The 23,923-nt window shown below is 69.1% G+C and carries 15 protein-coding genes, 1 tRNA gene and 2 pseudogenes; 5 read left to right on the plus strand and 13 right to left on the minus strand.

Annotation, left to right across the window (positions count from 1 at the left end; translation table 11 throughout):
• Positions 1–125 precede the first annotated feature (125 nt).
• Positions 126–1,514 (plus strand): alpha/beta fold hydrolase, encoded by a 1,389-nt coding sequence (locus BN6_RS35690; protein WP_015104726.1) that lies wholly within the window; start codon positions 126–128, stop codon positions 1,512–1,514.
• Positions 1,515–1,699: 185 nt separating this feature from the next.
• Here the strand turns inward: BN6_RS35690 and BN6_RS35695 are convergent, their stop codons facing one another.
• The 7 genes from BN6_RS35695 to BN6_RS35725 form a co-directional block, all read right to left on the minus strand.
• Complete coding sequence (locus tag BN6_RS35695; protein WP_015104727.1) at positions 1,700–2,305, minus strand: hypothetical protein; 606 nt, start codon at positions 2,303–2,305, stop codon at positions 1,700–1,702.
• 7 nt (positions 2,306–2,312) lie between these two features.
• Positions 2,313–2,702 carry a very short patch repair endonuclease gene (locus tag BN6_RS35700; protein ID WP_015104728.1) on the minus strand — a complete coding sequence of 130 codons (390 nt, stop codon included), beginning with the start codon at positions 2,700–2,702 and terminating at the stop codon, positions 2,313–2,315.
• A 356-nt stretch (positions 2,703–3,058) separates the two neighbouring features.
• Positions 3,059–4,339: a DNA cytosine methyltransferase gene (locus BN6_RS35705; protein ID WP_231904832.1), complete on the minus strand. Its 1,281-nt coding sequence runs from the start codon at positions 4,337–4,339 to the stop codon at positions 3,059–3,061.
• A gap of 101 nt (positions 4,340–4,440) precedes the next feature.
• Positions 4,441–7,299 (minus strand): Z1 domain-containing protein, encoded by a 2,859-nt coding sequence (locus BN6_RS35710; protein WP_015104730.1) that lies wholly within the window; start codon positions 7,297–7,299, stop codon positions 4,441–4,443.
• A complete protein-coding gene (locus tag BN6_RS35715) occupies positions 7,296–8,336 on the minus strand; it encodes a PD-(D/E)XK motif protein (RefSeq protein ID WP_015104731.1) in 1,041 nt (346 codons plus the stop codon). The genes BN6_RS35710 and BN6_RS35715 overlap by 4 nt, the downstream gene beginning before the upstream one ends.
• A complete protein-coding gene (locus tag BN6_RS35720) occupies positions 8,291–9,796 on the minus strand; it encodes an ATP-binding protein (RefSeq protein WP_085983553.1) in 1,506 nt (501 codons plus the stop codon). Before BN6_RS35720 ends, BN6_RS35715 begins: the two co-directional genes overlap by 46 nt.
• Positions 9,797–10,281: 485 nt before the next feature.
• A tRNA-Arg gene (locus BN6_RS35725) sits at positions 10,282–10,353 on the minus strand.
• Positions 10,354–10,418: 65 nt separating this feature from the next.
• Between BN6_RS35725 and BN6_RS35730 the strand changes: the two genes are divergently transcribed.
• Both BN6_RS35730 and BN6_RS35735 read left to right on the plus strand, forming a co-directional pair.
• Positions 10,419–12,014: an SDR family oxidoreductase gene (locus BN6_RS35730; RefSeq protein WP_041315279.1), complete on the plus strand. Its 1,596-nt coding sequence runs from the start codon at positions 10,419–10,421 to the stop codon at positions 12,012–12,014.
• Positions 12,015–12,057: 43 nt separating this feature from the next.
• Positions 12,058–12,966 carry a cation diffusion facilitator family transporter gene (locus BN6_RS35735; RefSeq protein ID WP_015104735.1) on the plus strand — a complete coding sequence of 303 codons (909 nt, stop codon included), beginning with the start codon at positions 12,058–12,060 and terminating at the stop codon, positions 12,964–12,966.
• Here the strand turns inward: BN6_RS35735 and BN6_RS35740 are convergent.
• Positions 12,915–13,685 (minus strand): helix-turn-helix domain-containing protein, encoded by a 771-nt coding sequence (locus BN6_RS35740; protein WP_015104736.1) that lies wholly within the window; start codon positions 13,683–13,685, stop codon positions 12,915–12,917. The two genes, BN6_RS35735 and BN6_RS35740, sit on opposite strands and share 52 nt — an antisense overlap.
• A gap of 63 nt (positions 13,686–13,748) precedes the next feature.
• Here BN6_RS35740 and BN6_RS35745 point away from each other — a divergent pair, with 63 nt between their 5' ends.
• Positions 13,749–14,309, plus strand: coding sequence for a TIGR03086 family metal-binding protein (locus BN6_RS35745; RefSeq protein WP_015104737.1), 561 nt, complete (start codon positions 13,749–13,751; stop codon positions 14,307–14,309).
• Between the two features lie 24 nt (positions 14,310–14,333).
• On the opposite strand, the pseudogene BN6_RS50330 reads toward BN6_RS35745, so the two are convergent.
• The 4 genes and pseudogenes from BN6_RS50330 to BN6_RS35755 form a co-directional block, all read right to left on the minus strand.
• Positions 14,334–14,501: pseudogene (locus tag BN6_RS50330) on the minus strand (IS481 family transposase); the annotation flags it as partial.
• Between the two features lie 38 nt (positions 14,502–14,539).
• Entirely contained in the window at positions 14,540–15,637 is a 1,098-nt protein-coding gene (locus BN6_RS35750) for an IS630 family transposase (protein WP_197540218.1), read from the minus strand.
• 96 nt (positions 15,638–15,733) lie between these two features.
• Positions 15,734–16,233 (minus strand): annotated as a pseudogene (locus tag BN6_RS44580) (leucine zipper domain-containing protein); the annotation flags it as partial.
• A gap of 114 nt (positions 16,234–16,347) precedes the next feature.
• Positions 16,348–20,610, minus strand: a complete 4,263-nt coding sequence (locus tag BN6_RS35755) for a GH92 family glycosyl hydrolase (protein ID WP_015104740.1) — start codon at positions 20,608–20,610, stop codon at positions 16,348–16,350.
• Positions 20,611–20,788: 178 nt separating this feature from the next.
• Between BN6_RS35755 and BN6_RS35760 the strand changes: the two genes are divergently transcribed.
• Complete coding sequence (locus BN6_RS35760; protein ID WP_173430503.1) at positions 20,789–21,937, plus strand: ROK family transcriptional regulator; 1,149 nt, start codon at positions 20,789–20,791, stop codon at positions 21,935–21,937.
• Between the two features lie 410 nt (positions 21,938–22,347).
• On the opposite strand, the gene BN6_RS49870 is transcribed toward BN6_RS35760, so the two are convergent.
• Positions 22,348–23,643 (minus strand): endonuclease, encoded by a 1,296-nt coding sequence (locus BN6_RS49870; RefSeq protein ID WP_084672833.1) that lies wholly within the window; start codon positions 23,641–23,643, stop codon positions 22,348–22,350.
• Positions 23,644–23,923 lie beyond the last annotated feature (280 nt).

Raw genomic sequence — 23,923 nt, forward strand, 5'->3', positions numbered from 1 at the left:
GGCCCGACTCGTCCGGGGGGAGGCTCGCCTAGGTCGGCGGGATGAGCGGGCGTCATCCCGCCGACCGACGCCCGGCGACGTTCGGCGCGACCATGATCGGCGGCACCCGACCCCGGAGGGATGACATGAGAAGAGCGCTGGCCGTAGCCACCGCGATGGGCGTGGTCGCCACGTTGGCGATACCCACGGCCGCCCAAGCAGCACCCGCGCCGGCCTGGCAGGCGTGCGGCGAGCACGGTGCCCGGTGCGCCACCGTCGAGGTGCCGCTGGACTGGTCGAAGCCGAAGGGGGCCCGCATCTCGCTGGCCGTGTCCCGGTTGTCGGCCGCCGACCCGAAGCGCCGGATCGGCGTCCTGTTCATCAACCCCGGCGGCCCGGGAGGCCCCGCCGTGCCCCTGGTCCGCGACGCGGCGACCGAGGTCTTCCCGGCCACCCTCCGCGACCGCTTCGACATCGTCGGGGTGGACCCGCGCGGCGTGGGCGAGAGCCGACCCGCGATCACGTGCCCCAAGCCGCCGTACGACGCCAAGATCACCCACCACCCCCAGACCCCGGCGCAGTTCCAGGCGCTGGTGGCGTACAACCGCGAGGTGGCCGAGTCGTGCCGCCAGGCGACCGGTCCGCTGATCGACCACGTGGACACCGTCAGCGCTGCCAAGGACTTCGACGCGGTGCGCGCGGCACTGGGGGCCGACAAGGTGAGCTGGCTGGGGTTGTCGTACGGGACCCACCTGGGTGCGACTTACGCCCAACTGTTCCCGTCACGGGTGCGCGCGGCGGTGCTGGACGGCGCGATGGACCACACGATCGGCACGCGCCGCTTGGCGGCGGACGAGGCGCGCAGCACCGAGGACGTGTTCAACGAGTTCGCGAAGTGGTGCGCGACAACGACAACGTGCGCCCTGCGCGGCCGTGACGTCAAGGCCGAGTACAGCGCACTGCTGGCACGTGCCGACCGCCACAACATCCCAGCCGAGGGCGTGCCGTACGGGATCACCGCGGAACAGATCGGCTACGGCGTCTACACGGCGCTGTACATGACCGGGGATTGGCCCAGGCTCTCGGAAATCCTGCGAGATATCCTGGTCCCGAACCCCGACGCGTCCCTCTTCGCCGGCGTAGGTTCCGACGCCGCGTACCGCGTGATCGGCTGCCACGACTTTCCCAGCGACGTAAGGACTTTCGCAGACCTGTCCACCCGCCAACAAGAAGCCCGCAAACTGGCCCCGGTGACCCGGGGTTACGTAGAAGGCTGGGACATCCAAGCAGGCTGCACCGGCTGGCCGATCCGCCCCGCGAACCCGTGGAGCCGCCTGAACGTCAAGGGGGCCAAGAACATCCTCGTGGTGAGCGGCGAACACGACCCCTCCACCCCCCGAGCCTGGGGCGACGGCCTGACCTGCCAGATCCAAGGCGCACGACACCTGATCTGGCCAGGAGTAGGCCACACCGGCTACTTCAACGACCCCACCACCCAAGCCCAAGAAATCACCCACCTGCTCAACGCCACCTGACCCACCACGTCCCGGTGTCCACCCGACACCGGGACGTCTCCTCTTCCACCGCCCTATGTCCGATCCGGAGCAGCCCGCCCCGGCCGCAGTCGCCTCGCCAGCCGCCCAGTCGCTGGACGACTGTCCGCAGGGTGCTGGAAGCACGCCACCTCGCACGCCCGGCACCGACCGGAGAACCGCGTCGATCAGCTCTGGGGCAAGGTGGTCAACCGCCGACGCACATAGGCGAGATCGAGCGAACAGTGCTTGGCAATCAGTTCATGCTTGCGCTTCAGCGGCTCTTCGACCACGGAGTCGTCGGTGACGTACACGACGATCAACGGTTTGAGTCGAGCGCTCACCGCGTTGTTGACCGCTGCCCACAGCAAGTCCCTGAAGGCGCGCGGCCGCCCCCAACAGACATAACGCTCCAGCGTCCCATCGGTCGCCACACAGTGCATCGGCTTCTCACGTGTCGAGCCGGTTTTGATCTTCCACGAATCGCCGAGCACCTGGGCGACGAACTCATCGGCAGGCGACAGCCGTTTCGTGGCGTATATCGCGTAGGAACCGAAGTTCTCCAGGGCACGGGCGTACTCCTTCAGCGGACCGTCCTTGAGCCAGACGCGCATGCCCTCCGCAGTGTAGTAGTCCGCCAGCTCACCTCCGATCGCCTCATCTTCCACCCATCGGGTGTAGTAGGCGGTCCGGCTGCGGATGGACACACCTTCCCAGTCCAACGATCCCACCTGGCGGTAGAGCTCGCGGATGACGGCCTCTCTGATGTCCTTCGGCATTGGGATCTCGGGCACTAACCCCTCACTTCCGCCCTGACTTCACCGGACGGCCCAACGCGGTCGCGATCCGGTCGGCGACGGCTTCCGGGTCCTCGTGCTCCCAGCACCGGATCACCGCCCATCCCCGCTCCGCTAGCGCCTGGTTGGTCTCGTTGTCACGCCTTTTGTTGTCGACGATCTTCGTACTCCAGAACTCGGAGTTCTTCTTCGCCGGGCGGTGGTGCTCCTCGCAGCCATGCCAGAAACACCCGTCCACGAAGATCGCCAACCGTTCTTTGACGAACACGATGTCCGCCGTCCGCCGCAGCTCCGGCAGCGGCCGCACCGACACTCGGTAGCGCAGGCCGCGCGCGTGGAGTTCAGCGCGTAGCTGGAGTTCTGGAGTGGTGTCCCGTCCCCGATTGCCCCTCATCGACGCCCGCACCTCGCGAGAGGACGCCCACGACTCGCTCGGGAGCGCCTCGTCCCGCACGAGCCCTCGCGAACGAGCTGTCTCCCAGCCTTCGGCGAGATTCGCGGACCGCGTGGAGTGACCGACCACGCCCAACGACTTCGAGACTGTGCGATCGCCCGCTCGCCACCGCAAGTAGGCGCGGACGGTCCCCGTTCCTTCCGACGCCTTGAGCAGAACGGAGCCTCGGGCGACCTGGCCCGCGCCAAGGTCCACGACCCGTCGATGACCGCCGCCCGCCGCTTTGTCCTGTTCCGCCTCGACCAACGACCTCGACCGATCGGGCTTCGGTTTCCAGGCGCGAGCGGGCGGCCCGGTCACGACCGGTTCTCGACGTCGTCGAGTACCGCCGCCACGGCCTTCGCGAACACTTTCGCCAGAAGAACGGGAACGGCGTTGCCCAGCTGTCGCATCTGCTCGCCGCGAGGACCGCACAGCTCCCAGTCGTCGGGGAAGGTCATCACCCGCGCCGTCTCGCGAACCGTCATGTACCGGTGCCGGTAGGTACTGGACCGTCCGGTTCCTTCACGGGTATCCGTCAGCATCACCGACTCGCCGCCCGGCACACCGTGGACACCCGCTTTGACGGTCTTGGCCGGACGGTCGAGAACGTTCGGGGTGTGTCCGGGGTAGATCCGCGCGTCCGGCCAGCCGATGTGCTCCTTGAGCATTCCCTCGTGCTGCACCCGGTCCAGCCAGTCCCAGGGGACTTCCCGGAGTGGCACGGTGTCCTGGTCGCCCGCCAGGGCGTCGCGCAGTGTGCGCCAGGGCTTCAGCTCTCCGCGGTCCGCCTCGAACGGCAGCGGGCTCGCCAGCCCGTCCATGACACGTCGTTCGACGTGCTTTGGCACTCTGGGGCGCAGCTTGACTCCGTTGTGGCGGTCCCAGTACTCCCCGGACACCATCGAGCGGTGGAGCGCCTTCTCGGAATGGGTGGGCTTGGTAGCCTGTTTCAACAGATTCACGTCGATGTCGAGGTCACCCCTGAACCCGACGATGATGACGCGGTTCCGGATCTGCGGAACGCCGTAGTCGGCGGCGTTCACCGGAAACGCGAAGACCTGGTACCGCTCGGCGGAACGGGGGTCGCCGCGTTCTTCCTTGGCCTTGAGGATGGCGTCGTGCTGGAGCCAGCTGGCTTCGGGATCACGTTCCTCGAACGGGAACATGAGCTCCCGGGTGATGTAGTCGAAATACGGCCGGAAGGAAGGGCGGAGGAGGCCGCGGACGTTCTCGCAGATGAACGCTTTCGGCTTGATCTCCCGGATGGCGCGGAACATCTCCGGGAACATGTTCCGCTTGTCCTCGTCGCCCTTCGCGATACCACCCAGACTGAACGGCTGACACGGCGGCCCACCCGCCAGAAGATCGACCGCGCCCTCCAGGTAACCCATCTTGAGATCGCACACATCCCCGCGCACCAACGGGATCCGCAGATCACCCGGCTCGGGGATCCACTCCTCCTCACCCCTGGGGACGGCGCCGTTGGCCTCCAGGGTGTCACAGGCGTACCTGACGAACTCGTTGAGCAGCAACGGCCGGAAACCCGAGCGGTGGACCCCCATCGCCAAGCCCCCGCCGCCCGCGAACAGCTCCACCGACGTACGTCTCGGTGGACTCGGTTCAGCCGACATGCCGGGGAGCTTACCGCGCCGCGCGACGGGCCTGATGTCCGCCGCGCGGCCGGCGCGACTCCCGGTCACATGTCGACGATCGCGTACAAAGGCTTCTCCGGAACCACCACTTGGTACACCAGCGGTCGACGATCAGCCGGGACCGCGCCGTCCGGCAACTGAAGCATGAGCGCCATCACCAATCTGGTGGGCCGACCGTCGGTCGCTAGCCCGGCATCCAGTTCGTCCTTCTTCATCACCGGGTAGAGGATCACGCAACCCGACTTCGACGTCCGGCCCTCGATGGTGGCGATCGCCTCGCGGTGCGCGCTTTCCGAGTTGCCTCGGATGCTCTCGTCCCGACCGGTGGTCCGACCGTGCACGGTGAAGTTCCCGACGCCGCGGATGTCTACGGTCTTCCCGTTCTTCTGCTGCGGGAGCATGACGTGCCACCGGTCGATGACGTCCTCCGGGAGACTCGCGATCCACGCCAGGTCCGCGGCGAACGTCTCGGACCTGGCCCACTCCAGCTGACTCAGGACCGACACCATGTCCTGGTGGGACACCTCACCGAGAAGCGCGTCGAACGCCCGGTTCCCGCCCCTGAGGGTGGTCTTCTCGCACGCGGCTTTCAGCAGCGGGACGCAGGCGTCGATGTTGCGGTCGAGAGCTTCCTGATCGGTGAGCAGCGGGTAGCCCGAGCTGGGTTCCTTCGTGCGACTGCGCCGCTCCACCAGTTTGGCGTTGTACATCTTGTTGGCCGCTGTCGGCCGGAGTCCGTGCCGGACAACCAACGGAGGGATGTCGTACGGGGTGAACACGGGGCGACCGTCGACCATCGTCGCGTACTGGCGCAGTTCGTCCCGGAAGTGCTCCTCGTCCCGACAAGCGGCCTCGAACGCATCTCGGACGTCGGGGGTGATGAACAACCGGACCAGGTCCCGGTACCCCTTGCGGAAGCCGAACCACCGCCCCATCTGCATGAGGGCCTCAGCATGTCCGACCTTCCGGGAGTAGTAGGTGGTGGTGAGCCCTTCGACGGTGAACCCCCGGGCCAGCTTGTTGCCACCGACGAGCACCCGCCACACCGACCTCTTGTCGAAGTCCAGGTCCTCCTGCTCGATGTCCCGGTCGCTGTTCACCACCAGGACGGGATTTCCGTTGGGCGCGATCTTGCGGACGGCCCTACCGAGGAAGCTCGTGAGGCCTGCGAAGTCGGCCGGCATCGGGTGCCCCAGACCGAGCGCCGCCGATACCGGTGCGAAGTCGTTGTCGAAGAGGGCCAACAGCCTGCCATGGGCACTTCCGCTCAGGTAGCCGGCCCCCTTCCACAGGTCTTGGATGGTGTCGGCGCGTGAGCGCTGCCCGGCCTTCCGCATGGTCTCGTGCACCAGCATCGTGTGGTGTTTGAACGGTCCGCCACCCGCATCCTCCCGGTACAGCTTGATCGCGGCGGTGAGGACGAACGAGTCGAGAGCGGCAAGGAGCTCGGCGTCGTCGTCCTCGTTCACACTCTTGTCGAGCAGCCGGAGGTGCGCCATCTCCTTCGAGTTGCGGAAGTCCCGCTCGACGTCCGGGTCGAGGTCGAGGTCGTGGAAGTCCTCCGCACCCATGTAGCCGAGCGGCCGTTCCAAGGAGATGAGGTAGTCCTTGGGAAAGATGTCCTCGGCGTCGGTGGGGTCGACGAAGACGTTCGCGAACGGGGTGGCCGTGTAACCGATGTACTGGGCGCGAGGAAGCAGGCCGAGCAGGTTGGCGAGGTGCTTGTTGATCGCGGTCCGCTCCCTCCGGTCCTCGTTCCACTTCTTCGGGTCCGTCGTGTTGACCGACGCCTGGTCGGACTCGTCGTCGATGATCAGCGCGGGGATGTTCTCCAACCGGTCCGCGGTGTTCTTCAAGTCCTTGACGAGGTTGTTGAGCACCGCGGTGTTCTTCTTCACGATGATCAAGCGGGCATCGCTGGTGAAGAGGTTGTCGGCGTGCCACAGCGGTTTGGTGCGATCCCGGCGTTCGAACTCGAGAGCCGACCGCCCCTGCTGGAGCCGGCGGTAGTCGAACCGGCGGTTCGTCATGCGGTGGATGTCCGGCCTGCCGATTTCCGATGGCCAGGCGCCGTGTCGGACGAAGTGGTCACCGATCCAGTCCTCGTCGTCCAGGTAGTCGATGAACTGGGCCGCTTCAGGGTCGTTCTCCTCGGTACCGCGCAGGATGTTCTCGCGGCCGACCAGCTCCATGTCCACCCGGCGCTGGGTCTGTTCTCGCAGGAGGTTGGTCGTACCGGTCATCACGATGACGAGGCGGTAGCCGGCGTCGATCGCCTTCGCGATGACACCGGTGAAGTTGGCGGTCTTACCGCTCTGCACGTACCCGACGACCAGGCCCTTGGTCTGACCCGCCTTGGCTCGCGAAGGGTCGATCAGCCGCTCCACCACACGCGTTGTGGCCGTATCGAGGTTGGCGATCGCGTCGGCGTGCCAACCGCGCCGCGCGCGCAGGTAGTCGACGTAGTGGCCCCAGTAGAAGTCGCGGGCTCGCTTGACCTCATCGGTGTACCAGGGATCCCAGGGGCCTGCGATCACCGTCGTCCCGTCGCCTTTCGCGAGCGGGAAGTTCCTGGCGATCTCGGCCGCGGTTTCGGCGTCGAGCTTGAGGCACTCGATCACCGTCGCCCGGCGTTCCTCGGTGTTCGGCTGGGTCTCGGCCGTCCACGGGTTGCCCTTGATCGGGGCGTTGTCCCACTTGGCGAGGTTCAGGTGGAGGTCGAGGCGCAACTTGTCGTCGGGGCCACCAGCCGAGAGGTGCTCACGCAGACGGGGCTCCGAGACATCCAGGTCGGGGTCGAGGTCCTCCGCTTCAACCTGGGCGCGTCGTACGAGACCTCGCGGGGCGCCGTCCTCCATCGCGCGCAACGCGCTGGTGTACGCCTGGATGAGCGAAGTGATCATGTCCACCCCTCGAACGTGCAGGCTGCTCGGATGACCTCCGGCGTCACGTGTCGATCAGTGAAGCCGTCGAGCCCGATCCGGTACCGGATTTCCGGGATGCGGTCGATGACGACACCCCGGGCTCGCAGGTCGTCCGGAGTGAGCCGGGGAAAAGTGTCGGTCACGAGGTAACCGCGACTGGCGGACCGCCGGGTCCAACGCGTGGTCAGGCGCTCTCGATGTTCATTCCGCCATCCGGCGTGCGTGAGCGCGTTCTCGAAGTCGTCCTGGTGCCTGCCCGGACCAATCCGCGCCGAGATGACCTTCACCAGGCCCGGCAGACTGGACCCGGTTCCCGCGCCCGCTGCGGTCAACTGGTGCGAAACCAACCACAGCGGGCGTCCCACCTTGGGCACCATCTGGGTCAAGGACTCGATCCAGTGCATTCGCGATTCGGACGTCGTGGTCTTGACCTCGACGTCGAGTGCGGGAAGGCCGAAGTCGTGCTCCTCCGCCAGGCCGCCGCACCACGCTTCGACCGCGGTGGCAACGCCGAGCCCGTCCACCAACCCACCGAGGACGAGCAACTCGCCGAACAGACCGATCTCGCGCTCCCGCGACAGGGAGTCAGGTGTCCTCAGCAGGGACGACATCCCGTCGAGGGTCGCGCGCAGCGCACGGGCCGGCGACATCCTCCCGAGCTGGACCCGGTCCGCCACGGAGCAGAGCACCGGGTAGGCATCGTGGAAGAGCTCCGGAGCTGTCACGACCACTTCGAAGTATCGCCTCCCATCGCGGAAGGCGATCCTGGCGAAGATGTTGCGCAGTCCGGTATCAGGGGCGTCGCCCTCGGCCCCGATCTCGATCCGCAGTCCCAGTTCCGGCACCCTGGGTTCGATGAAGATCAGCGTCGCCGGCGCACCCGCGACCGGCAGCGCGACAGGCACTCCGCCACCGAGCAAGCGGTCGAAGTTCTCGGCCGAGACATGGCGCTTGTCGATCGCCCCGTCGGTCATTGGCGCTCGGCCCGTGCCGCCGCCGTCAGGATCGTCTGCCACAGCGCGATGTTGTCCTTGTCCTTCGGCCCGAGGTGACTGCCCTCGAACACGTTGGAGACCAGAAGGTAGAGCAGCGACTTCAGCAGGGGAAGATCGTTGAGGCCGCCGTGCTTGCCGCCGAGCAGCATCTTGCGGTACCGCTTGTTGAGCCACAAGGTGCGCCGGTCGCGGTCGACGTGGAACAGCAGGTCGTCGGTGAAGGTATCCCAACGGATGTCGACGGGGTCCTCGCCGGCCCTCTCCGGGATCTCACGCTTGATTGTGTCGCGGATCCTGGGTGGCAACCCTGAGCCCGGGTAGACCATCGGCGTGCGTTTGGCCGTCCGCTTCCTCGACTCCGTGTACACCGCCTCGGCCAGGTCGAAGTACTCGTCGAGGCCAAGCCCATCGGCCGATCGTGCCGAGGCCGCCAGTCGCGCGAACTCCGGCCCCACGTTCACTCGGGACTTCTCCGGGTTCATCTGGAACAGACCCACGACGTCGTTGTCGATGTCCACCTCGACGCGCGCCAACCTGAGCTTCGGGCTGGGTGCGTGCACACCCTCCCAACCGCCGGCCTGCAAGAGGCGGTCCCGCCGGTAGAAGTAGAGGCCCTGGTGGTTCACCGGGTTGCCGGTCAACTGGAAGGAGGCGGTTCCCGACTGGCCAGGCCACAGGTGGCAGCGGAAAGCCAACTTCAGGCCGTTCTCCTGGGCTGTCAGGGTCCGGGGGAAGTCCGACCGACCCGAGCGGCCATAGCCGAACGGGTTGAGGGGTGTGACCGGAATCTGCGGGCCTGCCAGCCCGGTGTCGACTTCGTAGACGTCGAAGTCGACGCTGAGCCGGCTTTGTTCGAGGAATCGGTGGAACACCATGCCGATGTGCTGACAGGCGCTGGTGATCGTGGTGTCGATGAACTCGTCGATCCGGCGCTGGGCATCGGTTGCCGGGAAAGCGACCACGTCGTCCCAGCGAACGACGGTCCCACTCTCCACAAGATCGATGCGCCAGTCTCGCCGCAGCTCCGATTCGGCGAACTCGCCCGGTACCACGTCACATGCGAAACCACGCCCGCCACCGGCGTCCAAGCGCCAACGCCTGCCGACCGCCTGTCGGCCCTCCGCCCGCGACATCACTGACAGGCTCCGGGCTTGACTGAACGACGCCGCCTTGAGACCCAGCCCGAAGTGGCCGAGGTCCCCGTTGCCGTACTCCCGTCGTCCGCCCACCGTCATCGCCGAGTCGATCACGTCGGGAGACATGCCGCGACCGTTGTCCACCACATACAGCGAAGTCAGTCGCCCCCCGGCCTTGACAAGGCGGATGAGGACCTGCGTCGCCCCCGCGTCGATCGAGTTGTCGACGAGGTCGGCGAGAGCTGTGGCCAAGGAGTGGTTGCGACCGATGGCGTCCATCGCCCGAGGATCAGGAGGCAGTTCGATGCTGCCTTCGGTCGGCACGGTCAGGCTCCACTCGATCACCGGCTCCACCCCTACTCGCATCGGGCGCGACGACACACCAGGCATGTGTATCGCGCTGTATCCGATATAGCCGATGATGAGCGTCTCGTTACCGGACGTTACCAAGTTGAAGCGGATCCCGGCTGAACAACGCGGAAGAGAGCAATGCGTTATAATACGCCGCTCCGGCGGCGTCACTGGCCACAATGAGCCCACGTCAGGTCGTATACCAATCGACTCGCGAGCACGCGAGGAAACCGCACTTACACGAAACCCACTGGCTCACCAGCATCTCACTCAGTCCTATGTGGACACGCCTACCCCGGAGCCCGCTCGGATGCGAAGGAAATCGTTTCGGCGAGACACTCCGATCGACGCGCCCCGGCCTGGGCGCACCTGGATACGCGGTCTCCAAGTTCGCCCTCTGCCGAGGTGACGACAAGCCTCCGACACTCTCAATGACAAAGCGCCTGGTCACACTGTGACCAGGCGCTTTGTTATTCAAGTGCCCCCGGCAGGATTCGAACCTGCGCACCCGCCTCCGGAGGGCGGTGCTCTATCCCCTGAGCTACGGGGGCCGTAGCTACGGGGGGAAGCTTAGCAGGGCTGTCGGGTGGGTTTCGCACCCCCTACCCTCGGGGGCATGGCTCCTGCTCGTGAGCGGTTCGTGGAGTGTTCCGACCTGCGGATTCGGGTGGTTGAGGAGGGGGTCTCGGGGGCTGCTGCGGTGGTCTTGGTGCACGGGTTCCCGGACACGCTGCGGATCTGGGACGGGGTGGCGGCTCGGCTTCGGGAGCGGTTCTGGGTGGTTCGGGTGGATCTTCCGGGGGCCGGTGGGTCCGGGCGGCCTCGGGGGCGGGACGGGTTTCGGGTCGAGCGGGTGGCCGGGGTGCTCGGTGAGGTGGTCCGGCGGGTTGTCGGGCGGCCCGTGCACCTGGTGGGGCACGACTGGGGATCGGTGATCGGGTGGCGGGCCGTGGTGGACGAGCCTTCGCTGTACCTCTCGTTCACCTCGTTGTCCGGGCCCGACCTCGGTCACGTCCGGGACTGGATCGGGCGGCACCGGTGGGATCCGGTGGGTGTCGTGGGACTGGTTCGCAAGTCCTGGTACATCGCGGGGTTCCTGGTGCCGTGGGTGCCCGAGGCGGTCTGGGGTCTGCCGTTCGTGCGGCGGCGGCTCCGCGCCGGGCGCCGGGAACTGGTGAACGGGCTGGAGCTCTACCGGGCGAACATCGGGCGTGGGGCCGTTCCCCGGCGGGTCGAGGTGGCGGTTCGGCAGGTTGAACTGGTGAACGACCCGTACGTGTCCCGGCGGCACCTGGAGGCGGCGGAGCCCTGGGTCTCCGACCTAACGCGCACGCCGCTGCACGCCGGGCACTGGGCGCCCCGCACGCACCCCGATCAGGTCGCTCGGCTCATCGGGGACTTCGTGGAGGGCAGGGAAGCCCGGCGCGTCGTCGTGATCACGGGGGCCGGTAGTGGGATCGGGCGGGCCACGGCGGTGAAGTTCGCACGGGAGGGGGCCTTAGTCGTGGCGCTGGACGTCGACCGTGCGGCTGCCCGGCGCACGGCCGACGAGGTGGGTGGACACGCCTATGAACTCGATGTCACCGACAGTGCCGCGACCGGAGAGGTCGCACGGCTCGTCGTCGAACGCCACGGCGTACCCGATGTGGTGATGGCCAACGCCGGGGTCGGGGTGGCCGGCCCCTTCCTCCAGACCTCGGAGGAGGACTGGCGGACGGTCGTGGACGTCAACCTCTGGGGTGTCGTGCACACGCTCCGGGCCTTCGCGCCGCACCTGGTCGAGCGCGCCCAGGGCGGCCACCTGGTCGTCACGGCCTCCGCCGCCGGGTACTTCCCCACCGCCGCCCTGCCCGCGTACTCGACCACCAAGGCCGCCGTGCTGATGCTCGCGCAGTGCCTGGCCGCCGAACTCAAGCCGCACGGCATCGGGGTCAGTGCGGTCTGCCCCGGCGTCGTGAACACCGACATCGCCGGCTCGACGCGGTTCGCCGGGGCCGACGCGGTGGAGCAGGCCGCCCGCCGGAAGAAGGCGGCTCGGGCCTACCGGCTGCGCGGCTTCGGGCCGGAGAAGGTGGCCGGGCAGGTGTTCCGGGCCGTGGAGCGGAACACGCCGGTCGTGGCGGTGACGCCCGAGGCGAGGTTCGTGCGGGTCGCGAACCGGCTCTCGCCGCGCTTCGTCCGCTGGCTGGGACGGGTGGTCAACCCCACCTGATCGACCGGTTGCACTCATGCGCATGTGACTATATGTTCCAGCCATGGGTCACGGACACGGCCACGGAGTGTCATCGGGGAGCGCGAAGCACCTCGGCCGGCTGTGGGTCGCCTTCGGTATCGGGGCGGCCTTCATGGTGGTCGAGTTCATCGTGGGTTTCACCACGCAATCGCTTGCGCTGATCTCCGACGCCGCTCACATGCTCACCGACGTCCTGGGCGTCGGCATGGCCCTCACCGCCATCCTGCTGGCCCGCCGGGCTTCCTTCAAGGGCAGTCGCACGTTCGGGCTCTACCGCGCCGAGGTGCTCGCCGCCCTGGCCAACGCGGTGCTGCTGTTCGGCGTCGCGGGGTACGTCGTGGTCGAGGCCCTCGGCCGGTTCGGCGACCCGCCGGCGGTCCCCGGGCTCCCGGTGGTGCTCGCGGCGGCGGCCGGGCTGGTCGCCAACATCATCTCGTTCTTCATGCTCCGCGAGGGCGCGAAGGACAGCATCAACGTGCGCGGCGCGTACCTGGAGGTGCTCGCCGACCTCATCGGCTCGGTCGGCGTGCTGATCAGCGGCGCGGTGACGCTGGTGTTCGGCTGGCGCTACGCCGACCCGGTCATGGGCGTCGCGATCGGCCTGTTCGTCCTCCCCCGCACCTGGAAGCTCGCCGCCGGCGCGTTGCGGATCCTCTTCCAGCACGCCCCCGAGCGCCTCGACGTGGAGGCGATGCAGGCCGAGCTGAGCCGGCTGCCGGGCGTCGAGGAGGCGCACGACCTGCACGTCTGGACGCTCACCTCGGGCATGGAGGTCGCCTCGGCGCACCTGACCACGTGCCAGGACGCCGACCCGGCGCGGGTGCTCGAAGCGGCGCAGACGCTGCTCGCCGAGCGCTACCACATCGAGCACGCCACGCTTCAGGTCGAGCCGGGCGCGTCCGCCGAGCGCTGCCGCGAGATCTCCTGGTGATACCGGGCCGCGTAGCCGGTCGGGGTCTCGCCGAACATCGCGGTGAAGTCGCGCACGAAGTGGGCCTGGTCGGCGTACCCCAGCTCGGCGGCGAGGGCGGCCCAGTCGATCCGCGCGCCGGCGGCCATCCGCTGGGTGACCTCGTGCAGCCGGTAGCGCCGGATCACCCACTTCGGGCCGACGCCGACGTGCTCGGCGAACAGCCGTTGCAGCTGCCTCGGGCCGCGCCCGACCTCCTCGGCGAGCGCGGCGACCCGGGTGATGTCCGGCCGGGCCACGATCAGGTCGACCAGGTCCGCGGCGAGCCGGGCCGCCGGGTCGGGCTCCGGCAGGCACGACCGCAGCATCTCCTCCACGGTGGCCACGCCCGGCTCCGGCACGTCCGGGAACACCGACGGCACGGTCCGGTCCGTGATCGACCGCACCGGCGCGCCGAGGAACGCCCGGAACCGGCCCGGCCGGAACGCCACGCCGAGCACGTGCCCGTCGCCGTCGAGCTCCCGGACCACGTGCCGGCTGGACACCCCGGTCACCGTGGCCCGGCCGCCCTGGAACACCAGGTGCACGTTCGGGTACGGCACGATCAGCTGCCGGTACGGCCGGTCGTAGCTCCAGTCCACGATCCAGTACCGCTCGACGAGCGGCGCGAGGTCCGGCGAGGGCAGCGGGAACTCGTGCCGCTGGTGCCGGCGCCAGTCCAGTTCCCGCTCGTCACGCACGCCGCCCAGGGTATGTCGCGTTTGTTCAAGACACCGGCCGCGCCCGGCCGTAGCGTGCCGCGCATGAACACCGAACGGCTGGCGGCGCTCGCCGCGGCACCCGTCCTGGAGATCATCGACGCCATCACGCCCGACCAGCTCGACGCGCCCACGCCGTGCGCCGAGTACGACGTCCGCCGGCTGATCGGCCACCTGCTGTTCTGGGGACCGTCGCTGGAAGCCGCCGCGCGCAAGGAGGCCGTGACGCCGGCGGGCGCGGAGGCCGACGTGGACCTGACCGACTGGCGGCCCCGGTTGCGCGCGCAGCTGGAGCGGACCGCGGCGGCGTGGAGCGCGCCCGAGGCGTGGCAGGGCGTGACGGTGCTGGGCTCGCCGAACGAGATGCCCGCCGCGATGATCGGCGGCATGACCGTGGGCGAGATCGTGGTGCACGGCTGGGACCTCGCCACGGCCGTCGACCGCACGCCGAGCTGGGACGTCGAGGTGCTGGAGTTCGTGCACGCGGACCTGGTCGGCAGCGCGCCGGTGGCCCGCGAGATGGGGCTGTTCGGCCCGGAGGTCCCGGTCGCCGAGGACGCCCCGCTGCTCGACCGCCTGCTGGGGTTGACCGGCCGCAAGGTCTAGCTGTACTCGGTCCCATGAGGTTGGTCACTGGACGCGGCTGATGGGTGGCCGCCCTTCGAGTGCGGTGTGACCGCGTTCAGTGTTGTAGTGGTGGAGCCGGCCTACCACCGGTTTGCAGGGTGCGGTTGAACCGTCCACTCTGCCGTTCTGCCAGGGGTGATGCGGTTTGATGGTCTTGTGGCGGGCGCCGATCGCGGCGGCGAAGTCGCGGGAGATCAGCTAGTGGCTTGTCACGCAGCGTTGGCCGGGTAATGGGTCCAGGTGCGGATGGGCGAGTCGGTGGCGAAACGGGTCTTGGGCTGGGCTTGGGCGTTGCGCCAGCGGATGAACGAGGCGATGGCGGCGTTCTGCTCGGCGTGGGTGAGGTGGTCGGTGCCGTTGAGGGCGAAGTAGCGCAGGGCGGCGAACTCCGCCTCGATCCAGTTCAGCCAGCTCGAGTAGGTCGGCAGGAACACCAACTCGGTGTCGTTCTCGGCGGCCCACTCGCGGACGTCGGGGTGCCGGTGCGGGGAGAAGTTGTCCATGACCAGGTGGAGCCGCTGGTCGGGCCAGCGGGCGCGCAGGGTCTTGAGCAGGTCGAGGAACTCGGCGTGGCGTTTGCGGCGTCGGATCCGGTAGTGGATCTTCCCGGTGGTCAGGTCGAGTGCGGCGAGCATGTGCATCACGCCGTGGTGACGGTTGTAGGTGGCCCGTAATCGGCGTGGTGACCCGGCGGGCCGCCACGCTTTGCCCTTGCGCGGCATCAGGTTCAGCGGTCCGAACTCGTCGACGCAGATCACCCGCCCGCCCTCGGGCGGGTGATCGTAGAGGTCGAGGATCCGCTGCATCCTGATGACGAAGTCCGGGTCGGTGGAGGCCTTCCACGTGGTGGTGCTCTGCCAGGAGACGCCGCCGGCGCGCAGGATGCGGCGCAGCGTTTCCCGGCTGATCGCGGCGACGGTGCCGCGGTCGAGCAGGTGGTCGCGCAGCTTTGCCAGCGACCAGGTGGAGAACGCGGTGATGCCCCAGTCGGCGGGCGAGGCCCGGGCGATCAGGCGGATCCGTTCACGGATCGCCTCACCGATCGTCCGACTCCGCCCGCCCCTCCATTTTGGGTCCAGGGCAGCGAACCCCCGCTCGTTGAAGGCGTGGATCACATCACGCACGTAATCGGCGCTGACCTGCATCAACGAGGTGATGTCCGGGACTGCTTGGCCCTGGCCGGACATCAGCACCACGATCGCCCGCCGCAGCCGCACCGGGTCCTTCGAGGTCCTGGTGATCCGCTGAAGCTTCCGGCCCTCCTCCATCGACAACGGCCGGACGAACACGCTCGGTTGACGAGCCACAGCCACCTCCCGCACTCGACATGCGGGATCAGCCTGGCCGATCAGCCCACAGGGCTGATTACCGGGTCAACCCTCCGAGACACAGCACTAGTTCTTGGCGTTGTCGGTCAGGGCCCGGTGGAGACGCGGGACGCCGTTGGTGGCGAACCATGCCGCCGCGCGAAGCAGGAAACCAGCGCAGGTCGTTCCCCGTTCGTCGTCGAGGACTTCGGCGTAGGCGAATACGGCGCCCGGTCAGCGGATCGCACTCGGCCAGCCGCGGCAGGCCGCGCCGGAGCAGCACACGCGACACCATGCGGACCGCGACCCCCGGTGGCGGCACTGACCCGAGCGGGGCCGCACCGCAGCCGCGCCCGCACGGCGACGACGCGGTCCTCGGCTTCGGCCGGGGTGCGGGAGGGCACGCGATGCGGCCGGCTCGACCGGTCGGCGAAACCCGCCATGCCCCCGTCGCGGAACCGGCGCACCCAGCGGTGCCCGCATTGCCGCGAGACCCCGAGCTTCCTGGCCACTTAGGCGACCGGTCTGCCAGCGGCGACCCGCCCAACCAGGACCAGGCGTCCGTACACGGTCAGACGAGCGTTAGCGTGTCCCATCGAGGCCTCCGGCTGTGGTGACTGACGTCGCAACCACCACCGCACCCGGAGGTCCCGGTCGCCGAGGACGCCCTCGCTGCTCGACCGCCTGCTGGGGTTGACCGGCCGCAAGGTCTAGAGCTTCGCGCACTGGCCGATCTTCGGCCCGTGCACCTCGTTCGCCCACCCGTTGTTCGCCGGCGGCAGGTTGCTCGTGACGCACGACAGCGGCCCGCCGACGGTGTTCGCGGCGACGGTCGTGCCGCCCCTGTTGCCGACCAGGTTGACCGGGCCGTCGATCGTGGTGTGCTCCAGCGCCAGTTCGCCGGTGGTGCCGGTGATCGTGACCGGGCCGCCGACCTCGCTGTCCACCAGCACGACGGCCGCCGCGCCCGCCGCCGACAGGGGGCCGTGGAGCTTGCCGCCGAAGACGTGGAGCGACGCGCCCGCGTCGACCACCACGGGGCCGGTGACCGTGCCGCCGTCGACGCACGTCGACCCGCGCACCCGCAACGGTCCGCGGTGCTCGTCGGTGATGGTCGTCGTGCAGGTCGTGGCCGGCTTCGCCAGCAGTTCGACTTCGGCCAGCGTCGCCGTCGCCGGGAACTCCAGGCGGTAGTGCCGGTAGTGGCCCGCCCGGGGGATCTTGAACGCCCTGGTCTGCCGGCGGTGCGGGAAGACCTCGCCAGAGCGTTCGTCCACAGTGGACCACGAAGTACCGTCGTAGGAGCCCTTGAGGACCCATGCCGCCGGGTCGCCGGAGGACTTGGCGGAGGTCAGCGTGTAGAAGTCGGCCTTCTCCTTGTGGTCCTTGAGGTCGATCTGGAGCCACGACACGCTTCCAGCCGTCTGGGACGTGTTGTCCAGCAACGGGGTCACCGCGCCCGACCCGGTCACCGTGGCCGCCGACGTGACGTCGCGCAGCGGCTTGGGCGGCTCGGTGCCGGTGGTGGGCGACGGCGGCGCGGCGTCCGCTCCGGTGGCCCACTTCGACGGTTCGGGGCCCATCTCGAAGTCGAGCGTGCCGCCCTGCGCGATGTCGGCGTGCGGGAGGTACGCCTTGTCCCACTTCGTCCCGTTGACCTTCAACGACTGCACGTAGATGTTGCGCGCGCTGTTCTTGGGCGCGTTGACCACGAGCTTGCGGCCGTTCTCCAGGTTCACCGTGGCCTTGGTGAACAGCGGGGAACCGACGGCGTACCGCGCGTCACCCATCTGCAACGGGTAGAAGCCCAAGGCGCTGAACAGGTACCACGCCGACTGCTCGCCGTTGTCCTCGTCACCGGGGTAGCCCTGGCCGATCTCGCTGCCCAGGTAGAGCCGGGACAGGATCTCGCGGACCTTCTCCTGCGTCTTCCACGGCTGCCCGGCGTAGTCGTACATGTAGGCGATGTGGTGCGACACCTGGTTGCTGTGCCCGAGCTGGCCCATCCGCACGTCCCGCGCCTCGGTCATCTCGTGGATGACGCCGCCGTACGAGCCGGGGAACTTCGCGGTCTCCGGGAGGGCGAAGAAGTCGTCGAGCTTCTTGGCCAGCCCGTCCTTGCCGCCGTAGAGGTTGGCCAGGCCCTGGCCGTCGTGCGGCACCGAGAACGCCATGTTCCAGCCGTCGGTCTCGGTGTAGTCGTGGCCCCACTCGCGCGGGTCGTACTCGGCGGCCGGGACGCGCCACGTGCCGTCCGGCTTGCGCCCTCGGAAGAACCCGGTGCCCGGGTCGAACATGTGGACGTAGTTCTGCGCCCGGTTGGCGAAGTACTCGTGCTGCGCCAGGTACTCCGGATCGCCGGTCTGCTCGTGCAGGGCCTTGGCCATGGTCGCGATGCCGTGGTCGTTGACGTAACCCTCGATCGCCCACGACATGCCCTCGCCGGTCGCGGTGGAGGTGTAGCCGGTGAAGATCGAGGTGTCCAGACCCTTGCGGCCGACGCCCGCGCCGGGCGGCGCGACGGTCGCGTTCTTCACCGCCGCGTCGAACGCGGCCTTGACGTCGAAGTCCTCGACGCCCTTGACGAACGCGTCCGCGAACGCCACGTCCGAGCTGGTGCCCGTCATCAGGTTGGCGTAGCCGGGCGAGGACCAGCGGGAGATCCAGCCGCCGTCCCGGTACTGCTGGACGAACCCGTCCGCCAGTTCCCCGGCCTTCTTCGGGGTGAACAAGCTGTACGCGGGCCAGGTGGTGCGATAGGTGTCCCAGAAACCGTTGTTGACGTAGATCTTGCCGTCCACGACCTTCGCGCCGGTCCGGGTCGGGGTCGACGCCGCCGCGGGCTGCACGGGCGAGGCGTACTGGTGCTTCGGGGCGTCGGCCGTGCCGGTGTTCTCGTAGCCCGAGTTCGGGTACAGGTAGAGCCGGTAGAGGTTGGAGTACAACGTGGTCAGCTGGTCTTCGGTCGCGCCCTCCACCTCGACCATCCGCAAGACCTCGTCCCACGCGGCCTGCGCGCGGTCCCGGACCGTGTCGAAGGTGTCCGAGGTGGACACTTCCAGTTCGAGGTTGCGACGGGCCTGGTCCACGCCCAGCAGGGAGGTGGCGATCCGCAGGGTCACCGCCTTCTCGGTGGACGTGTCGAACCGGAGGTAGCCCGCGACGTCGTCCCGGCCCGCGCCGGTCAGCCGGCCGCTCGCCGTGACCGGCCGGTCCACCACGCCGTAGACGAACATCCGGGTCGCGCCGGTGGACAGGCCGCTCTTCACGTCGGAGAACCCGCTGACCACACCGGTCGCCGGGTCGAGGGACAGGCCGCCGCTGTTGTTCACGTTGTCGAACACCAGGGTGGAGGCGTCACCGGTGAACGTGAAGCGGAACAGGGCGGCGTGGTCGGTGGGCGCGATCTCGGTGCGCATCCCGTTCTCGAACGTCACCCCGTAGTAGTGCGCCCGTGCGATCTCGTTCTCGTGGCGGAACGGCAACGCGCGCTGCGCGCGGTCGGCGGTGGGCGTGCCGGCCGACGGCATCACCTGGAAGGTCTGCCGGTCCCCCATCCACGGGCTGGGCTCGTGGCTCGCGGTGAACGCCTGGAGCGTCGGCAGGTTGTCCCGGTTGTTGGCCTTCGCGTACTCGTAGAGCCAGCTGATCGAACCCGCGTTGGTCATCGGCGACCAGAAGTTGAACCCGTGCGGCACGGCCGTGGCCGGGAAGTTGTTGCCGCGCGAGAAGCTGCCGCTGGAGTTGGTGCCACGCGTGGTCAGCACGTGGTCGGTGGGGCGGGCCCGGTCGACGACGGCGGGCGCGGACTTCACCGCGATGTCGTCGATCCAACCGTTGAACGACGCCGGCCCGGTCGGGTTGTCGTACGCCACCAGGATCCGCTTGACCGTCTTGCCGGCGGCGACCTTCCCCACCACCGACGCGACCCGGTTCCACTGGTTGGTGTACAACGACTTCGCCGCACCCTGCCCGCGTGGCGACACCTCGAACCCGTGCTGGTCGCGGGCACCCAGGTCGCTGAGGTAGGTGCCGTCGGCGAACGCCAGGTCGACCGCGACGAACGTGCTCGGGTAGTTCAGGTCGTCGGTGGTGAACGACGGGAACACCAGGTAGGACAGCTCGGTCGTGGCGGTCACCGGGATGTCGACCTCGAACACCTTGTTGTAGGAGTACCCGCGCCCGGCGGTGACGTGCGTTCCTTGGTACCGCAGCGCTTTCACGCCGGTGAAGCCCGCACCCGCCTTGGCGTTGTAGCCGCCGACCGCACCCTTGCCCACGGTGGTGCGCATGTTCTTCGCGGGCGGTGTCGAGGAGCCGTCGGAGAACTGGATCTCGGCCAGTTGCAGCAAATTCACGCCGCCCGCGTTCGCGGTGATGTCGATCCGGTAGTACCGGAACGCGGCGGTGTTCGCCGTCTCGTAGGTCTTGGTCAGGTGCCGGGCGGTGAACACCTCGCCCGCCCTGGTGTCGATCGGCGTCCACGTGGTGCCGTCCGCCGAGCCGCTCAGCGACCAGTCCCGGGGGTCGCGCTCGGGCTCGTCGTCGGCGGAGGTCAGCGCGTAGCGGCGGACCGCCACCGGCTCGGGGAAGGTGAACTCCGCCCAGCCGGTCGGGGTGAACGCGAGCCACTTCGACCCGGTGCTGCCGTCGACCAGGTTCTCCTTCACCTCACCGGCCTCGGCGTGCTCGGCGTTGGCCTCGACGTCGGTGATCCGGTCGGTGACGTCACCCGGGATGCCGACCTGGTCCGAGCCGTCGACGCCGGCGGTCCGCGGGGTGCCCGCCGGGTCGGTCTCGACCGTGCTCGCCCACTTCGGCGCGGGCTGCCCGTCCTCGAACGAGGTGGCGAAGAGCGTCTCGCTCACGGTGGGCCCCCCTGGTGCGGCGGTCGCGGACGGCCAGCCTGCCACGCCGGCCAGGACCACCGCAGCGGTCGACAGGACGACCGGAAATCCCCGCCTGTGCCCCATCGCGCACGCCCCTCGCCTCGGCCAACCGGCTCGCGGGCCAGCGAAACGGCCGGCTGACATCGTTGTCAAGACTGGTCGGGCAGCTTGTCCGCAAGCCTGTCCGATCGCTGCTCCACCCGATCTAGACTCACTCGCTGTGATGGTCCGGAAGTCGCCCCAGGTGGGCACCCCCGCGGGGATGCGCGTACTCAACCAGCGCGCCGTGCTCGACCGGTTGCGGCGCGGCGGTCCGGCCACCAGGCCGCAGGTCGCCAAGGACACGGGACTGTCCAAACCGACCGTGGGCCAGGCGCTGCTCGACCTGGAGCAGCACGGGCTGGTGCGCCCGATCGGCCGCACCACGTCCGGGCCGGGCCGGTCGGCGATGGTCTACGAGCCGAACCCGGCGGCCGGGCACGTGCTCGGCATCGACATCGGCCGGCAGCGGATCCGGGTCGCGGTGGCGGACCTGGCCGGGTCGGTGATCGCCCGGGTGGACGAGCGCAACCGGTGCCGGTCGGCCGGGTCGCTGGTGCGCACGGTGCGGGAGCTGGCCGAGCGGACGGTGGCCGACGCCGGGTTGGCGATGGCCGACCTGGTGGTCAAGGTCGTCGGCACGCCCGGGGTGCCGGACCCGCGCGGGCGGGCGCTCACCCACGCGCCGAACCTGCCCGGCTGGGAGCGCCGGGGCCTGCTGGACGACCTGGAGGCCCAGCTCGGCCCCGACCTGCTGGTGGAGAACGACGCGAACCTGGCGGCGGTCGGCGAGCGGGCGTACGGAGCGGCGCGCGACGTCGACGTGTTCGTGTGCGTGATGGTCGGCACCGGCATCGGCATGGGGATCGTGGTGGACGGCCGGCTGTTCCGGGGCGCGCACGGCGCGGCGGGCGAGATCGGCTACCTGCCGTGGGGCGCGCCGTCCGAGGTGGACGACAACGGCCGGGGCCGGCTGGAGGCCGCTGCGGCGGCGGAATCCGTTGTGGCGCTGGCGAAGCAGCACGGCATCCCGACGGCGAAGTCGGCCCGGGACGTGTTCCTGCTGGCCAAGTCCGGTGACGAACGCGCGCTGCGCGCGGTGCGCGACGAGGCCGAGCGGCTGGCGTTCGTGGTGGCGTCGGTGGCGGCGGTGATCGACCCGGAGCTGGTCGTGCTGGGCGGCGGCATCGGCCAGAACACCGAGCTGCTGGCCGAGCCGATGGCGCAGGCGCTGCGCCGGATGACGCCGCTCGCGCCGCGGATCGCGACCGGTGAGCTGGGGGACGGCGCGGTGCTCAGCGGAGCGATCGCGATGGGTCTCCGGTCGGCCCGCGATCTCGTCTTCGACCGGCGGATCCCGGTCACTCTCTGAGGGTAGTCGAGTGGCTCTCACCTGGTGATTCACTCAATCGTCGTACGTGCGAACCGGCGTGGAGTGGCATAGCGTTACCACACCTCCTCCTGGAGGGTGTGTGTCCTTCCGTTGTTGCTAGGGGAGTCGGAAGGGGAGTACGGGGGACGTGGTCCCCTTCCGGCCGTACACGGGGCAGGTGCCGCGCCCGTAAAACACCTGCCCCGTGTAACAACGGCCGGGCGCGCCCGGTGCGGTTGCTGCCGCCGGCACATCCCGTAGAACGTATGCCGGACAATCACTCGACCCGCCCGGCCGACGTCGCCCACGTCGGCGAGCGGACCCAACTCTGAGTAGGTCCGGACGGCCGTCGCGTCCCAATAGGAGGGTCTGCGGCCACTCGGCGTAACCGGAGCCGGGACCCCAGGTGATCAGTTCCAGATCGAGGCGGCCCACTCCGGGTGGTCGATGAACGGGTTGCGGTTGTGCTGGAAGCTGTCGAAGATCACCTGGTTGCGGCGCTTCTCGAACGTGTCCGGCGGGTCCTGCGCGTTCCACTGCAACAGCACCGACAGCCGGCCCATGTACGGCGCGGAGCCGTTGCCGACGTTGTTGTTCAGCTCCAGGTTCACGTAGCCGTCGCCGCCCTCGTACCGCACGGCCATGTAGAACAGCATCCGCGCCACGTCGCCCTTGACGGCGTTGCGCGGCTCCCACGAGTCCGAGTCGGTGAAGTTGCCGGGTGCTTCGGTCGCGGGCGAGCCGCCGAGGTCGAAGTCCTTGTTGCCGCGGTCGGCGTTGACCGAGACGTCCTCGGGACGCAGGTGGTGCAGGTCGGTGCCGGGACCGGTGGCGGTGCCGAAGTCGCCGTGCGACTTGGCCCAGACGTGCTCGCGGTTCCAGTCGTTGCCGTTGCCGCCGTTGGTGGACTTGCTCTGCGAACGCCCGCTGTAGAGCAGGATGACGTTGGCGGAGTTGGCCGGGTCCTCGTCGGTCGCCTTCAGCGCGTTCCACACCTGGTCGTAGGACAGCTTGGTGTTGGTGCGGATGATCTGGTTGAGCGACGTCTTGAGCGCCGGCCCGGTCTTGCCGACCGCGTCCCGGTAGTAGTCGTCACCGGGCGCGCCGGTGGTGGGCGCCGTGGTCGTGGTGGGGACCGTGGTCGTGGGGGTGGTGCCGGCGGGCGCGAACGCGGTGGGCGAGGTGAGCCCGGGGTGCGCGAAGTACGCCGACAGCGGCCCGGTCACGTCGATCCGCGTGCCCAGCAGGCCGGGATTGGTGCGCAGGCCCCACGCGGCGCGGAACGCCGAGGTGATCTGCACGTAGACCATCTGCGCGGTGTCGGTCTGGCCGGGTGCGTCGGCCAGGGCGAGCGCGTAGTCCGACGGGAAGTTCGAGCGGACCACGGTGGTCGTGGCGGTCGGCTGGCCGACGACGTACCCGCGCACGGTGGCGGACGCGCCGTTCTGCTGACCGATGGCCTGCGCGACCGTGATCGGCGTGGCGGCGGTGGCGGTGGGGACGAGCAGGGTGGCGATGACGGTGAGGGTGGCCGCGAGCAAGCCGGTCACCCGCCAGGGGAACTTTCGCACGGTTGGGTGTCCTCTCCCCGGTTGCGGCGTCGCAGGGTGACAGCGCGCCAGAGGGCCTGACTGTGCGTGACCAACGGGAGGCTGATCACCCCGCGAGGGTCGCACGAAAGGGGCCACGATCGAGTGAATCGGCATCGACGGGCAGGTGGCCGCTCGGTACCCCCGAGTCGGTGCCGGTGACCGGCCCGTGCACCGGGTTCGGCATCCCGCAGCAGCCCGCGCCCGCGACCGTGCGATGACGAAGAACCGGAGAACGCCGTGGAGCGCCCCTACCAGCGCCCCACGGCGGCGGAGGTCGGGACCGGCGGAACCGGGGGCGCTTTACGGCCCCGCCGTTCCCGATCACCTCCACGCAACCCCGCGGGCCGTCGACCGGGTCGATGTCCGGCCGTGCCTGCGAGGCTCCGCTGATCTC

The sequence above is a fragment of the Saccharothrix espanaensis DSM 44229 genome, from assembly GCF_000328705.1.
Lineage (GTDB): Bacteria > Actinomycetota > Actinomycetes > Mycobacteriales > Pseudonocardiaceae > Actinosynnema > Actinosynnema espanaense.

Excerpts from the sequence above, each read along its gene's own strand:
- BN6_RS35710 (WP_015104730.1), bottom strand. The coding sequence starts at position 7,299 with ATGATCACTTCGCTCATCCAGGCGTACACCAGCGCGTTGCGCGCGATG.
- BN6_RS35745 (WP_015104737.1), top strand. The coding sequence starts at position 13,749 with ATGAACACCGAACGGCTGGCGGCGCTCGCCGCGGCACCCGTCCTGGAG.
- BN6_RS35735 (WP_015104735.1), top strand. The coding sequence starts at position 12,058 with ATGGGTCACGGACACGGCCACGGAGTGTCATCGGGGAGCGCGAAGCAC.
- BN6_RS35760 (WP_173430503.1), top strand. The coding sequence starts at position 20,789 with ATGCGCGTACTCAACCAGCGCGCCGTGCTCGACCGGTTGCGGCGCGGC.
- BN6_RS35700 (WP_015104728.1), bottom strand. The coding sequence starts at position 2,702 with ATGAGGGGCAATCGGGGACGGGACACCACTCCAGAACTCCAGCTACGC.
- BN6_RS49870 (WP_084672833.1), bottom strand. The coding sequence starts at position 23,643 with ATGCCGATTCACTCGATCGTGGCCCCTTTCGTGCGACCCTCGCGGGGT.
- BN6_RS35730 (WP_041315279.1), top strand. The coding sequence starts at position 10,419 with ATGGCTCCTGCTCGTGAGCGGTTCGTGGAGTGTTCCGACCTGCGGATT.
- BN6_RS35755 (WP_015104740.1), bottom strand. The coding sequence starts at position 20,610 with ATGGGGCACAGGCGGGGATTTCCGGTCGTCCTGTCGACCGCTGCGGTG.
- BN6_RS35690 (WP_015104726.1), top strand. The coding sequence starts at position 126 with ATGAGAAGAGCGCTGGCCGTAGCCACCGCGATGGGCGTGGTCGCCACG.